We start from the raw sequence: 16,361 nt of genomic DNA on the forward strand, positions 1-16,361 counted from the left end.
AATGCATATAGAATGGAGGCTCTTCAGGCAAAAGGTGGAGCTTTAGAGGGGCGTAAGTTTGAACAAATTTGGTCATCTAAACAAGAGAATGCATTCGGAGAAACTGGTGGAACCATTCGTAACCTTGCTATTACATATTTAAAAGAGGTAAAGAATGGTGTATACACACCAAAAGTTATGCATAATTGGAAAATTACCGGCGTGAATACACATTCTTCAGAGCATAGGGCTGTAGTGGATCTTATAAATAAAGGGATTTTAGAAATTCCAAAAACTGAAGATGGAAAATATACAAATATAGCATCTATAAATACTAAAGATTCAATTACAAAAGAAGAGATTGTAGCACTCTCACACAAAGCTAATATTAATCCAAATCAGTTTAATCATGTAAAAAGAAAAGGTGAATTTTACAAAAAACTTAGTAGGATAATTAAATAAATATAAAATAGATGGCTCTCGTGCAAAAAACTATTAAACTTGGACATACCATTATCCTAAAAAAGTTTGTGATCGGTATGGAAATATAAAGACTCAACGATAAAAAAACCCCTGGATCATTAAACAAATCCGGGGGATTTTTTATTTAAATAATTATGGTTTTATTTCTTACTATGCATATTTATAATATCCTTAAAAGAACATACCTTACAACATTATATTAAAAAACTAAATTGTAGATGCGCTGCCTCATTAAAGTATTTGTCTACTATATACATCTTAAAACAAAACATGAAATTTCTTTTTCTTGTTTATCAAGGTCATTAGTATTCATTTGGTCCATCTTTATTCTAAATCAACTTCATTTCCGAAATATAAGTTTAAATAAGTAATATAAATTATAAGATGTTCTATAATAATTGTTATTTTAATAGCATTAAACCTACTCTTAAAATAGTAAAGAGTGGGTTTTTATGTTGTTATTTAGATGTAAGGGTACTTTGATTAGAATGAATATAGATAATTAACAACTAACCAATTGGAGGAGCACCTAAAAGGGCTCTTTTTTATTGAAATTAATATACATATATGTGTCGTTCTTTCTTTATACCATCGACCACATATATGTAATTTTGCATAATGTTACATAAATTGTGTATTTTCTCTTTTTTTCGACAGAAACAGGAAGTATACTTTGTACAAGCTTTCTATTTCAAAAATTATACGAGGTGAACAAAATGAAAAACAAAAAGACATTAACTAAGGTAGCATTAACAACAGGCTTAGCTTTAACAGCTGTAGCACCATACGGGGTAGGTCATGCAGAGGAAACAGACCAACTACAAATTCAAATTCAAGAGGAATCGTTCCGTTCGGGTGAACTTACACAACCGTCACAAAAGGCACCAGAGAATGTAGTAAAAGATGCTCTTAAGGAGAAAACAGAACAAGCTCTTTCTCCAAAGCAAGTCAATGGAGAAACAGGAGTAGATTATAAAGTTCTTCAAAAACGTGGTTCATATGATGGGACTACACTTGTACGTATACAGCAAACATACGAAGGAAAAGAAGTATATGGTCATCAATTAACTGCACACGTAGATGATAACGGTGTTATTAAAAGTGTTTCAGGTGATAGCGCGCAAAATTTAAAACAAGAAGAATTGAAAAAACCTATCAATCTATCAAAAGATGAGGCGAAACAATATATTTATACGAAGTACGGGAACGATATCAATTTTATTTCTGAGCCAGAAGTTAAGGAAGTTATTTTTGTTGATGAAAATAATGGACAAGCAAGTAATGCATACCAGGTTACATTTGAAGCTGCAACACCAAAATATGTTTCCGGAACATATTTAGTAAATGCACAAAATGGTGATATGTTAAAAAATATGGTACAAGAATCTAACTTAAAAGCAAGTGAAAAACTAGTTGGAGCATTAAAGAAAAGTAAAAAAAGCAATCTTACATCATTAACTGGAACAGGAAAAGATGATTTAGGTATATCACGTACATTTGGTATCTCTAAACAAAGTAATGGCAAATATGCTCTTGCTGATTATACAAGAGGGCAAGGAATTGAAACATATGATGTGAATTATAGAGATATTACTAAAGAAGAAAGCTATTATCCTGGTACATTAGCAACTAGTACTTCGACAACATTTAACGATCCAAAAGCAGTAAGTGCTCATTACTTAGCAACAAAAGTATTTGATTTTTATAAAGATAAATACAAGCGTAATAGCTTTGATAATAAGGGACAAAAGGTAGTTTCAGTTGTACATGCTTGGGATTCTGGAGATACGAATGATCCGAAAAATTGGCAGAATGCATTAAGTGCTAATAATGGAAGTATGCTTGTATATGGAGATCCTATCGTCAAAGCATATGACGTAGCTGGACATGAATTTACACATGCTGTTACTTCTAGCGAATCTAATCTTGAATATTACGGTGAATCAGGTGCGATTAATGAAGCGCTATCTGATATTATGGGGACATCTATTGAGAAATACGTAAATAATGGTAGCTTTAACTGGACGATGGGAGAACAAACTGGTTCTGTTTTCCGTGATATGGAAAACCCGGCTTCTGTTCCATCTTCACTTGGAGTACCATATCCAGATGATTACAGTGAATTTAACGATTTTAATGGATGGGATCAAGGTGGCGTTCATTTTAATTCAAGTATTATTAATAAAGTTGCGTATCTCATTGCAAAAGGCGGAACTCATAACGGTGTAACTGTCAAAGGGATTGGTGAAGATAAAATGTTTGATATCTTCTATTATGCAAATACAGATGAGTTAAACATGACTTCTAATTTCAAAGAATTGAGATCAGCATGTATTCGAGTGGCAACTAATAAATATGGTGCGAATGCAGCTGAAGTTCAAGCAGTACAAAAGGCATTTGATGCAGCAAAAATTAAGTAAGTTAGAAATATAGTTATCATTCATATATTAATACATTATGAAAAGCAGTTGATGCCCTTTTAAGGATATTAACTGTTTTTTTACGTAACTATGCATTAGTGAAAATAAACTTACTAAGTAATAAATAGGCTGTCTCTCTTCAATAAGTTGCTACAAATATATAAGGTTTAAAGTGTATAAAAACAGAAAATTAATAATATATTGACCTCTTTATAGAAAGTACTATAGAATGAAAGCGATAACAAACGGTTGCTTTAAAATGATTTCCCTGATCTTTTAGTATTTATAAATATATGAAGACATAAACAAATCTATTTTTTCAAACATTAATGCAAACGTTTTCGTATTAAAAGATCATTGAAATACATATGTGAAAATAGCCAATATGGGGGTGAGGTAAACTAGATTTTTAGATTGATTTAAGCAGTGGAATTTAGTACGAGCATAATAAATCGTGCGTACTATTTAAAGAAAGGGTGTATGTGGTGCAAATGATAAAAAGATTAATTAGCAAATCAGTTTTATTACTTACTATAATCGTTATGTTATCATCTGTTTTCTCTTTTCAAAGTGTAAAGGCAGTTTCAAATTCGAAAACAACTGAAGTTATCATTCATTACAAAGAGCAATCTGGAAATACAAAAGACTGGAACCTTTGGATATGGGGTGAAAATGCAAATGGTAAATCATATGAATTTACTGGTGAAGATGAATTTGGAAAGTACGCTAAGATTAATATAGATGGTAACTATAATCGCGTAGGATTTATCATTCGTACAAATGAGTGGGAAAAAGATGGTGGCGATCGTTGGATTGAAAATATAAAGGACGGTCGTGCTGAAGTATGGATTCTTTCTGGTGATGAAAAAGTATATAACTCTAAGCCTTCTTCGGATCTATCAATTCAAAAAGCAACTATTGATAGTTTCAATGAAATTACTGTAACCACTAATATCCCGTTTCATATTAAGGAACGGAAAATTGAAATTGAAGGCATTAAAATTAAGAATATTAGTCCTTATGATATAAACAGTGGAAATATTACTAATAAAGTTAAAATAATTACAGAGCAGAAAATTGATTTAAAACAGACATACAAAGTTAAAATTGAAAACTTAGCTTATACGAATACTGAAATCGGTAAAGTCATTCGTAGTGAGGAGTTTGATCATTCATTTTATTATGGCAGTAACGATTTAGGTAATATATATACACCACAACATACAAAGTTCCGTGTATGGGCTCCTACTGCGAGTGAAGCGAAGTTAGTTACATATAAAAAATGGAACGATAAAATAGGTACTGAAATAAACATGCAACAAGGTGAAAAGGGCACTTGGAAAGCAGAACTTAAAGGGAACCAAAAAGGTCTCTTTTATACGTATAAGGTGAAAATTGGTGATAAGTGGACTGAAGCAGTTGATCCGTATGCACGTGCTGCTTCTGTAAATGGAGATAAAGGTGCGGTTGTTGATTTAGAAGAAACAAATCCGAAAAAATGGAACGCTAACAAAAAACCGAAATTTAAAAATCCGGAAGATGCTATTATTTATGAATTGCATGTACGTGATCTTTCTATTCAGCCCGAAAGCGGTATTAAACAGAAAGGAAAATATTTAGGGGTAACAGAAAAAGGAACAAGAGGTCCTGAAGGTGTGAAAACAGGCCTTGATCATATGAAAGATCTTGGTGTTACGCACGTGCAGCTTTTACCGATATTTGATTATGCATCAGTAAATGAAGAGAATTTAAACGAACCACAATATAACTGGGGATATGATCCGAAAAATTTCAACGTTCCAGAAGGATCCTATTCTACAAATCCATATGAGCCAACTGTTCGAATAACTGAATTAAAGCAAATGATTCAAACACTGCATGATAATAATCTTCGTGTTGTAATGGATGTAGTATATAACCACATGTATAATGCTGCTGAATCTAATTTTCATAAGTTAGTTCCAGGTTATTATTACCGTTACAATGAAGATGGAACATTTGCAAATGGAACCGGAGTAGGCAATGATACAGCTTCAGAACGAAAAATGATGAGAAAATTTATGGTGGATTCGGTCACATATTGGGCAAAAGAATATAATTTAGACGGATTCCGTTTTGATTTAATGGGTATCCATGATTATGAAACAATGAATGAAATACGTAATGCTGTTAATCAAATTGATCCTTCTATTATACTGCATGGAGAAGGTTGGGATTTAAATACACCTCTTGCAGCTGAGTTGAAAGCAAATCAAAAAAATGCGGAGAAAATGAAAGGGATTGCTCATTTTAACGATAATATACGTGATGGATTGAAAGGTAGTGTATTTGAGGAGAAGGAAAATGGATTTGTAAATGGAAAGGACGACATGGAAGACCGTATTAAAAAAGGGATTACGGCAGGCATTGACTACGATATAAATTCGTCTACTTATCAAGATCCAGAGCAGGTACTCACTTATGTGGAAGCACATGATAATCATACATTATGGGACAAACTTGAGTTGACTAATCCAGGTGACAGTGAAGAAGTGCGAAAACAAATGCACAAATTGTCTTCTTCAATTTTATTAACATCACAAGGTATTCCATTTTTACATGCAGGACAAGAGTTTATGCGCACGAAATATGGTGATCATAATAGTTACAAATCTCCTGATTCAATTAACCAGATAGACTGGTTGCGCCGTGCAGCATTTAATAATGAAGTAGATTATATGAAGGGCTTAATAGAATTACGCAAAAAGTACTCAGCTTTTCGAATGACATCTGCAGAACAAATTAAAAAACAGGTTTCTTTTATTGATACTCCCAAAAATGTTGTCGCTTATTCAATAAAGGGAAATGGTAATAAAAACGAATACTTTATGGTGACTCATAATGCAAATAGAGAAACCGTTGACATAACGCTTCCATCAAAAGGTCCTTGGAAAGTACTAGTAGATGGTAAGCAAGCAGGTAGTAAAACACTTTACGTTGTTCATGATAATAAAATTAAAGTTCCTGCATTAAGTTCATTAGTTTTAAAAACAGAGAAACCAATTAAATAAAAGCGACGTGAAGGTTGTTTTCACTTCGCTTTTAAAGTTAATGTAATATAATTTCACATACTGTAATTATATTACAATTTAATAAAAGAAATAGACAAGAGATTATTGTTATTGTAACAGTGGGGGGAGAGGATGTCTTTGCGTTTATTTATAAAATTATCTGAAATACATTCTTAATTTATATAATTTTTATTACATATTCGAACATATAACGGACTAGAGGTTCGAGTTGTATTAATTCCTACAAATCGTTTAAAGATAGCAAAGGCGTAAAAAGTATATCGAATTAAAATAGAGAAAAGACACCTTGAATGGTGTCTTTTCTCTATTTTAAATACGATATGTAAGTGACTCACTTGTATGTAATAGTATGTTATATTTTTACACTAACTTTTAAAGAAAAATTTAAAACTCTTTTCTTAATCTATTTGTAATAAATCGCATCAGAAAATTTTATCGATATAATAAATAAAACTTTCTCAACATTATTTGATTTAATAACTATATTCAACCGCTCTCCAATCCATTACAATAATTTCACATTGGAAATGCGTGAGTATTCTTAATGTTCTAAATGGTTTATACCTTATAGGATTACTATGGGAAAGGATGTGAAATATCTAATAAAAAATCATTTTTTATGATGAAATAAAAAATTTTAATGAAGAAAAAGTTATTTCATTATTTTCAAGTTTCGTTGAAGTTCATGTATTTATAATCACTATGAGACAAGGATCAGAATCTAAAAAATATTTTTTGTAGATTTGAAAATTGCATTTCAAAAATAAGTTAAACGTTTATGGAGGGTTATATGAGCGAGCAAATTTATTACTGGTCTCCTATTAAACATTGGGAGAAGTTGCATAATGAAGTTTTGATAGGGGAAATGAGATTTACAGACATTCTGTCTGAGTGGTTTCCTGATTTTTATTTTATGGCTCAAAAAGGTGTAAAAATTAGTGAACTAGTAGAGCGCTTTTCGTTAGGAAATATAGAAGAGACACAAAAAACAATAGAGCTTATGATAAAAAATCGTGTGTTAGTAAGTAACATATTACACCCAAGAGAAGTATTTTCTACACAAGAAAAGATTTTTACAAATCCATATAGCGACCAGATTCGCTTTTCTAAAGAAGAGTTAGATAAGTATATGAATGAACAATTAAATCGCACGCACGTTGCTGCACGGTCAACTGAAATTCAACTTGAAACAACAGATGAGGTACCTACTATAATCAAGGAACGTAGGTCTTGTCGTCAATTTGATATGGAAAAACATATTAGTTTTTTAGAATTTTCCCAATTCATATCAACTCTAAAACAGGTTAGGAAAGAAAAAATATACTATCATTACGCAAGTGCAGGCGGGCTCTATCCCATTGATATCTTTGTTTATATAAAACCAAAACGTATAGAAGGTATAAAAGCTGGGTTTTATTATTATAACCCATCAAAAAATAGTCTTGTGATTGTAAACAACATTGATCAAGTAATCAAAAGTGATCATGAGTTAATTAACCAGGATTTATTTACTCAATCTGCTTTCTCAGTTTATTTGGTTTATAATGCGAACGCTTCCATCCCGAAATACGGTTCAGATGGATATTTATTTGCTTGTATTGAGTCAGGCATTATCACTGCTACCTTAAATATGGTGGCTGAGACATTAAATTTAGGCGTTTGTTCAGTTGGTCATATGAAAATTGAAGAGATTCAGCAATTTTTATGTTTGGATAACCATCAAGTATTTCTCCATGGGCTTGAAGTTGGCCTGAAAATTTACGAATAGAAGAAATGAATATTAGGGGGATAAAGATAAACATGCACATTAAAGATCGAAGTTCTATTCATGGAAATCAAGGGGTAGAAGCGTTTTGGAAGGAGCAATTATCTTCCGAGGTTCTTGATTTTTCTGTATTTAATAGTGATTACCAACTAAATAAAGAAAATCCTTGTGAGCACGTTCAAATCGTAATGAATGTAGAGTTGAGTAAAAGTATACAAAAAGAAAGTAAGTCTCAAGATTTATTATTATTTAGCTGGTTACAGGCCGCGTTAAGGATTTGTTTGGCACACTATACAGATCAAGGAAGAATTACTATTGGTATTCCTGTAATCGAAAAAAATCTTGAACAAAGCGAGAATCTTAATAAATGGATTCCTTTAGGAAGTGAAATCCATCCGCATCATAGCTTTAAACAAGTAGTGAATCAGATTGAAGAAACGACTTTATTCGGGTATGACAATCAGGGGTATCCACTCTCTGAATTATTAGTGGAACATCCTTTAACTCCTTTTCAAATTGTTATTGGGATGGAAGGGTTACATAATAAAAATTCGATAGAAGAATATGCAGAGAATAATTTAGCGGTTTGGATACAAAGAAAATGGAATGAAATACATAATGAATTTCAAATTTCTTTCAAATCTCATTCGTTTTCTTCTTTGCAACAGTTTGCAAATTCGTATCTTTATATTTTAAAGCAAGTATTAAAAAATCCGAATTTGGCAGTGAAAGATATTTGTATTATTGCAGAAGAAGAAAAAGAGTTGTTAGAAGGATGGAATAACAGTCAGACAAGCATAGACTTGTCTCTAACATTTCAAGATTTGTTTGAAGAACAAGTGTTAAAAACCCCAGATCAAATCGCTGTTGTTTGTAATGATCAATATTTAACATATAAAGAATTGAATCAGAAAGCAAATCAATTGGCTTCTATTCTTCAAAGTAAAGGTGTATCCAAGGAAAGTATTATTGGGGTTATGGTAGACCGGTCATTAGAAATGATCATTGGCATGATGGGAATTTTTAAAGCAGGTGCAGCATATTTACCAATCGATCCTAACTATCCAAATGAACGAATTGAATATATGTTACAAGATAGTCAAGCAAAATGTTTATTGAGCAAGCGAACGGAAGTAGAGTTACCGCAATTTGCTGGTGAAGTGCTGTATCTTGATGAGGAACATCTCTTCCAAGGTGAAGAAAGTAATTTAATTCGGGAATGCGATCCTAATGATTTGGCTTATGTCATTTACACATCAGGATCAACAGGAAATCCAAAAGGAGTAATGGTGGAACAGAAATCTCTTGTTCATTTTTTAAGTGCAATGAGAGAAAAAGTAAAAGATAATCAATCATTCTTGTTTCTTGCTAGTGTTTCTTTTGATATTTCCTTGTTAGAAATATGTCTTCCTTTAACACAAGGCTCGAAAGTAGTCATTGCTACAGAGGACCAGTTTGCAACAAAAGAATTGGCTCATTTGGTCAAAGTACATAAGGTGGATTTATGGGAATCAACGCCATCGCGAATGGAAGTGATTTTAAGTGATCCAGAAGGGGCAAATTTTCTGAAAGATTTAAAATCTATTTTGTTAGCAGGAGAAGCATTTTCCATTGATTTGGTTGAAAAAATTCGAGGTATCAGTGAAGCAACGATTTTAAATATTTATGGTCCTACGGAAACAACCATTTGTGCAACAGTAAAGAATTTGAGCTCTGCCAAAGAAATTACGATTGGAAGTCCCAACCCAAACTATCATTCCTATATATTGAATAAGTATGGTCAATTAAAACCATTTGGAGTTCCGGGTGAACTCTGTATTGGTGGCGTGGCGGTAGCACGAGGGTATCTTGGGAAATCTAAACTGACAGATGAAAAGTTTGTACCTAGTCCTTTTACGGCAGGAGAAATGATGTATCATACGGGTGATCTCGTTCGTTGGTTGCCTAATGGAGAACTTGAATATCTAGGTCGAATGGATCATCAAGTAAAAATTCGGGGATTTCGGATTGAATTAAGAGAAATCGAAAGTCAGTTAAGGGAACATCCAGAAATAAACCAAGCTATCGTTGTTGATCAAGTATATGGAAATAGGAAATTATTAGCTGCGTACTATGTATCCGATAATAAGGTCTCTTTTGATGAAATCAGAAAATATTTAAGTGATAAATTACCTGAGTTTATGATTCCTGAAAAAATGATTCAGGTGGAAGAGATTCCGCTGAATCCAAATGGGAAAGTAGATAGGAAAAGATTATTAGATATAACACAAACGGATTATGTATCAATTCCATACGTTGCCCCGCGCAATGAAATTGAACAAAAATTGGTGCATGCATGGGAAAAAGTTATGGAGATTGAGGGAATCGGTATTCATGATAATTTTTTTGCTTTAAAAGGAGAATCGATTAAAGCACTTCAGGTAATTAATTTATTAAGAAAAGACTGCTTAAAAATAAGTACAACAGATTTTTTTAAGCATCCTACGATTGCTCAACTTAGTTCTTGTGTAGAGGTAGAGCATAAAGAGAAAAACTTTGAAACTAGACCAACTCATGTTAAAGATTTGTCTAAGTCATTTCCATTAACAGAGGTTCAGACAGCGTACATGTTAGGGAGGAATTCACAGTTTGAATTAAGTGGTATTTCACCTCAAACATATTTTGAATATGAAACAAAATTGGATATTAATCGTCTTTCAAAAAGTTTTCAAAAGGTAATTCATCGTCATCCAATGTTGCGAGCTGTAATTTTACCAGAGGGAGAACAGCAAATATTACAAAGCGTTCCTGATTACGAGATTGAAATAGTTAGTCTCATAGATTTAGATGATAGGAATCAAAATGCTCGCTTACAAGAAGAACGTTCTCGAATGACTAACCATGTATTCCCTTTGGGGCAATGGCCTTTGTTTGAATTAAAAGCCTTTCTTTTAAAAGAAGAAACGTATTTATTATGTTTTCGATACGATGCTTTATTAATGGACGGAGCAAGCATGAACATAGTTGGACAGGATTTGTTGCATTATTATTATAAACCAAATCAAAAATTAGAATCTCTATCTTTTGATTTTCAAGATTACATGTTTATCTATGATGAAATGGAACAAAGCGAAGAATATAAAACAGCAAAAGATTATTGGACAAGTAAGCTTCCTGACTTTCCATTTGCACCTTCTTTGCTGTTAAAAAAGGATCCGGCAGAGATTGCTACTCCTAAATTCCAATCACTTACTAAGATCCTGGACAATGAAAAGTGGACAAAACTACGAAAGTTAGCACAAGAGAAAGAAGTAACTCCTTCCGCTCTGCTTTGTACAATATATGGTGATGTGTTGGCATATTGGAGTAATCAACGTAAATTGGCAATTAATTTGACTGTATTTAACCGTTATCCTGTTCATGAAGAAGTAGAACAGATTGTGGGAGATTTCACATCGCTTATTTTGTTGGATGTTGATGTAAAACCAGAGCAATCTTTCTTTACTAGAGTAAAAGAAACGCAATCTACTTTATTAGATGGCCTTGAACACCGTCATTACGATGGAGTTAACTTTATTCGAGATTTTACTCGATACCACCAAATGACGCCAAAAGCAGTTATGCCAATTGTTTTCACCTCGATGCTAGCAGGTGCGGGTGCGTTTGCTTGGGAACAGCTTGGTTCTCTTCGCCATATTCATGCTCGGACTCCACAAGTGTATTTGGATAATGTAGTAATTGAAAAAAATGGAGAGTTATTAATTAGCTGGAACTATGTTGAAGAGTTGTTTGATGTTGATGTAATAGAAGCAATGTTTTCCCAATTTGTTGACTTATTGGAACAATTGGTGAAACAAAGCGACGTAACATCTTTGCAGATGAAAGAATCGGATCAAACTTTAATTGAGCAATACAATGAAACAACAGAAAAAATACCTTTAACTACTCTGTATCAATTATTTACAGACCAAGTAAAACGTACACCGGATGAAGTAGCGGTGGTATTTGAGCAAGAATGGTTAACATACTCGGAACTTCATAAACGCTCCAATCAAATTGCTCATTTCTTAAAAGAGCAAGGCATTGGTCTAGGTGACAAAGTGGGTCTTTTAGCAAAAAGACGAGTTGACACAATTGCTAATATGATAGGTATTTTAAAAGCAGGTGCCGCTTATGTTCCGATTGATCCCGATCATCCTTTAGATCGCCAAACATATATTTTAAAAAATAGCTCATGCAAACTTTTATTAGAACCTAGTCTTTATGAAGAAAAACATTTGTCATTATATACAACAGAAGATATGCCCGCTATTGCTGGTCCAGAAGATCTTGCCTATATTATATACACTTCAGGAAGTACAGGGAAACCAAAAGGAGTAATTATTACTCATCAAGCGGTTGCAAATACCATTCAAGACATTAATCAAAAATATCAGGTAAATGAAGATGATCGTATTATTGGTATCTCTTCCATGTGTTTTGACCTATCTGTATACGATATTTTCGGAACGTTAAGCACAGGTGCAATGTTGGTAATGATTCGTGATCCAAGAGACATGCAAGAATTAATCCGTACCGTCGAGCGTAGAGGAATTACAATTTGGAATACAGTGCCTGCAATCATGGATTTGGCATTGGATCAAGTAGGTTCTCATTTTGAACATTCTTCTTTGCGTTTAGTTTTACATAGTGGAGATTGGATTCCACTTTCTTTACCAGAAAAAATAAAACGACATTTTCCGATTGCGGAAGTAGTTTCACTAGGAGGAGCAACAGAAGCATCGATTTGGTCAATTTATTATCCGGTCAAACAGGTGGAATCACATTGGAATAGTATTCCATATGGGATGCCTTTGGCAAATCAAACGTATTATGTGTTGAACTATGAAAAGAAAATGTGCCCTGTTGGTGTAATTGGGGATTTATATATCGGGGGAGTGGGCCTTGCTAAAGGATATTTAAATGATGAACAGAAAACGAATGACGCATTTGTATCACATCCTGATTTTGGTCTTTTATACAAGACAGGAGATTGTGGGAAAATGTATCCTGAGGGATATATTGAATTTTTAGGCCGCCAAGATTATCAAGTGAAAATTCAAGGATATCGAGTAGAGTTAGAAGAAATTGCCCATTGTCTTCTAACTTACAAACAAGTCGAACATGCTGTCATAATTGATCAAACAGATGAGAATGGAATAAAATTTTTAGTTGCATATGTGGTAACTGAGCAAAATATTAGTACAACAGAACTACGAAAGCATTTGCGAGATCACTTGCCAGATTACATGATTCCTTCTTATTTTGTTTATTTGGGACAATTACCCTTGACTCCAAACGGGAAATTAGATAGAAAAGCGCTCCCTACTCCAGAGAAACAAAAAAATGAAGTATTTATTGCTCCAAAAACTGAAATGGAAAAAATATTAACTAGTGTTTGGCAAGAAGTACTCAAAGTAGATCAAGTTGGGGTAAATGATCATTTCTTTGCCTTAGGTGGAGATTCGATAAAAGCAATTCAAGTATCCGTTAGACTGTATAGACAAGGATTTGAGCTAGAGCCCAAAAATCTATTTTCATTTCCTATATTAGGAGACATGGTTCAATTTGTTAAAAAGCTAGACCATCTTTCAAGTTCACAAACAAATGATGTAAACAACATGAACGATAATAAAGCTACATTACTAAATGTTAAAGATAAACAACTTAATCAACATACACTTACCAAAATACAAGAAAAAATGCCGGATATAAAAATAGAACGTATTTACCCATTAGCACCTTTCCAGGAGGTTATTTATGAACATGCCGCGACTGAACCTGATACAAATGCATATTTTGAACAAATAATTTGGTCACTTGAGGGGGAACTGGATATTGATCTCTTTATTCAGTGTTTCCAACAATTAGTTAATCGTCATGATTCTTTAAGAACGATAATTGTGCAAGATGAACAAGCACAACCTTGGCAAGCTGTTCTACATGATGTTCAAATGATTTCAGAGATAAAAAACTTGATTGAGATGACGAAGCAAGAACAGCAAGAATTCCTAGACCAGTGGATGAGTGAAAATTTAAGTCAAGGATTCAAAAATAATGAACTCATGAACCGTCTCTGTATATTCCAACTAGGTAATAACGAGCATAAGGTGGTTTGGAGTTCGCATCATCTATTATGTGATGGTTGGAGCGTCAGCATTTTAATAGACGAATTATTCCAGCTCTATGAAACAAAAAATGCCGGAACTACGGCGGAGTTACCTATGGTAAAACCTTTTGAAACATTCATAAATTGGACTTTAGCACAAGATCATAAGAAAGCACGTCATTTTTGGCGGGATTATTTATCAGGATACAATCGAAAGACTAGTATTCCTAAAAAGAAAGTGCCAACTAAAAGTGAAGGGTTAAACTTCACTTTTATGGATTTAACATTAGATAAGGATTTAACTAGTCAGTTACAGACATTTGTAACTAAAAACAATATAACTATGAATACGGCATTACTAGCTGTATGGGGAATATTGCTTGGCAAATACAATGGAACGAGAGAAGTAGTATTACCTAATCTCGTATCAATCAGACCTCCTGAAGTAGAAGGAATTGAAAATATGTTCGGTCTGTTCACAAATGTTTTACCTATCCGACTAGCATGGACAGAAACGCAAACTTTTGTAGATTTCCTGCAAAAAGTACAACTAGAAACATTGAAATGTAATGAGTATGCATACTATTCATTTGTTGATATACAAAAGCAAAGTGAATTGAAAAATCAGTTGACTGACCATCTTTGGGTTTTTGAAAACTATCCAACTAACCAAGCTATCTTCTCTTCAAATGAAAACAGAAATTTTGCTATCACAGATTACGAAGTTGTTGATGAGCCGCATGTAAAGTATGGAATTATGTGCTTTCCTGAAGAGAAACTTACAATAAAGTTTGGATATGATCAAACCGTATATGAAGAAGCGAAAATAAAAGAAATATTGAATCACATGCATCAGTTAATCAACATGATTCTTCAAAATCCAATACAAGCAATCGGTGATTACAAATTATAAAAAATGAAAAGGCGAGCAAGAACTCGCCTTTTTAAATAGAATAGGAGTAAACTATATGACAAAAAACTTGCAGTTATCAGCCGAAGAGATGCGTCAGTTAGGATATCAAGCGGTTGACTTGATTGTTGATCATATGAATCATTTAAAAAGTAAACCAGTTTCGGAAACAATTGATAGTAATATTTTTAGAGACAAGCTCATTGAAACGATTCCGGAAAAAGGATCTAATCCAAATGAGTTACTTCATTTTCTTAATAACAATGTGTTTAATCAAATTACTCATGTGGATCATCCTCATTTTATGGCTTTTGTGCCAGGTCCTAATAATTATGTTGGTGTAGTAGCAGATTTTTTAGCAAGTGGGTTTAATGTATTTCCTACAGCTTGGATAGTAGGTGCAGGTGCTGAACAAATTGAATTAACGACAATCAACTGGTTAAAATCAATGCTAGGATTCCCTGATTCAGCTGAAGGACTATTTGTCAGTGGCGGTTCTATGGCTAATTTGACTGCACTTACTGTAGCGAGACAGGTCAAGCTGAACAATGACATAGAAAACGCGGTTGTGTATTTCTCTAACCAAACTCATTTTTCTGTAGATCGAGCACTTAAAGTATTAGGGTTTAAACATTATCAAATTTGCCGAATTGAAACAGATGAAGATTTAAGAATTTCAGTTAGTACTTTAAAAAAGCAAATAAAAGAAGATCGATTAAAAGGAAAAACCCCATTCTGTGTTATCGCTAATGCAGGGACAACGAATTGCGGAGCGGTGGACTCCCTCGATGAATTGGCTGATCTATGTGGTGATGAAGATGTATGGCTACACGTGGATGGTGCTTATGGGGCTGCAGCAATTCTTAGTGAAAAAGGAAGGGAGTTGTTAAGCGGAATTCATCGTGCTGATTCTTTGACGTTAGACCCGCATAAATGGCTTTTTCAGCCTTATGATGTTGGTTGTGTACTCATTCAAAATAGCCAATATTTAAGTAAAACGTTCCGTATGATCCCGGAGTATATTAAGGATACGGAAACTAATATAGAAGAAACAGTGAATTTTGGGGAGCGTGGAATTGAACTTTCTCGTAGATTTAGAGCATTAAAGGTATGGCTTGCTTTTAAAGCATTTGGAGTCACAGCTTTTCGTGAGGCAATAGATCATGGCATTATGTTGGCTGAACAAGTTGAAGAGTTTTTAAGGAAAGAAAAAGATTGGGAGGTAGTAACACCTGCCCAATTAGGAATTGTTACTTTTCGTTACATTCCTTGTAAGCTAACATCTACAGATACAATTCATGAAATAAACAAAAAACTGGTGGAAGAAATTAATCAAAAAGGATTTGCTATGCTAAGTACGACTAGATTGAAAGAAAAAGTAGTAATTCGACTTTGCTCTATCAATCCAAGGACAACAATAGAAGAAATGCTTCAAATCATGATGAACATAAAAGCAGTAGCAGAGGAAATAAACACTTCGTCTAAACATCTTATATCTGTTTCTCAGCCTTGATATATTAGGTGGATTTTACATAGCAATAGCCGATTCTAAATAAGAATCGGCTATTGCTAATAGATAATAACACTCACAAATGTATGCTATTTA

5 protein-coding genes and 1 pseudogene are annotated in these 16,361 nt (G+C 33.4%); all 6 read left to right on the plus strand.

Annotation, left to right across the window (positions count from 1 at the left end; all coding sequences use genetic code 11):
- Positions 1-441 (plus strand): annotated as a pseudogene (locus tag JDS82_RS20965) (bifunctional metallophosphatase/5'-nucleotidase); the annotation flags it as partial.
- Positions 442-1,178: 737 nt separating this feature from the next.
- The gene (locus JDS82_RS20970; RefSeq protein ID WP_199713867.1) at positions 1,179-2,882 is read left to right on the plus strand and encodes a M4 family metallopeptidase; all 1,704 of its coding nucleotides are present in this window, start codon (positions 1,179-1,181) and stop codon (positions 2,880-2,882) included.
- A 485-nt stretch (positions 2,883-3,367) separates the two neighbouring features.
- Positions 3,368-5,932 (plus strand): type I pullulanase, encoded by a 2,565-nt coding sequence (pulA, locus tag JDS82_RS20975; protein ID WP_199713868.1) that lies wholly within the window; start codon positions 3,368-3,370, stop codon positions 5,930-5,932.
- Between the two features lie 811 nt (positions 5,933-6,743).
- Positions 6,744-7,721: a SagB/ThcOx family dehydrogenase gene (locus JDS82_RS20980; protein WP_199713869.1), complete on the plus strand. Its 978-nt coding sequence runs from the start codon at positions 6,744-6,746 to the stop codon at positions 7,719-7,721.
- Between the two features lie 32 nt (positions 7,722-7,753).
- Positions 7,754-14,758 (plus strand): non-ribosomal peptide synthetase, encoded by a 7,005-nt coding sequence (locus tag JDS82_RS20985; protein ID WP_199713870.1) that lies wholly within the window; start codon positions 7,754-7,756, stop codon positions 14,756-14,758.
- A gap of 55 nt (positions 14,759-14,813) precedes the next feature.
- Complete coding sequence (locus tag JDS82_RS20990) at positions 14,814-16,268, plus strand: pyridoxal phosphate-dependent decarboxylase family protein (protein WP_199713871.1); 1,455 nt, start codon at positions 14,814-14,816, stop codon at positions 16,266-16,268.
- Positions 16,269-16,361 lie beyond the last annotated feature (93 nt).

It is taken from the genome of Bacillus cereus group sp. N14 (assembly GCF_016483555.1).
Lineage (GTDB): Bacteria > Bacillota > Bacilli > Bacillales > Bacillaceae_G > Bacillus_A > Bacillus_A wiedmannii.

Coding starts and splice junctions, on each gene's coding strand:
- JDS82_RS20970 (WP_199713867.1), top strand. CDS start 1,179: ATGAAAAACAAAAAGACATTAACTAAGGTAGCATTAACAACAGGCTTA.
- JDS82_RS20980 (WP_199713869.1), top strand. CDS start 6,744: ATGAGCGAGCAAATTTATTACTGGTCTCCTATTAAACATTGGGAGAAG.
- JDS82_RS20985 (WP_199713870.1), top strand. CDS start 7,754: ATGCACATTAAAGATCGAAGTTCTATTCATGGAAATCAAGGGGTAGAA.
- JDS82_RS20990 (WP_199713871.1), top strand. CDS start 14,814: ATGACAAAAAACTTGCAGTTATCAGCCGAAGAGATGCGTCAGTTAGGA.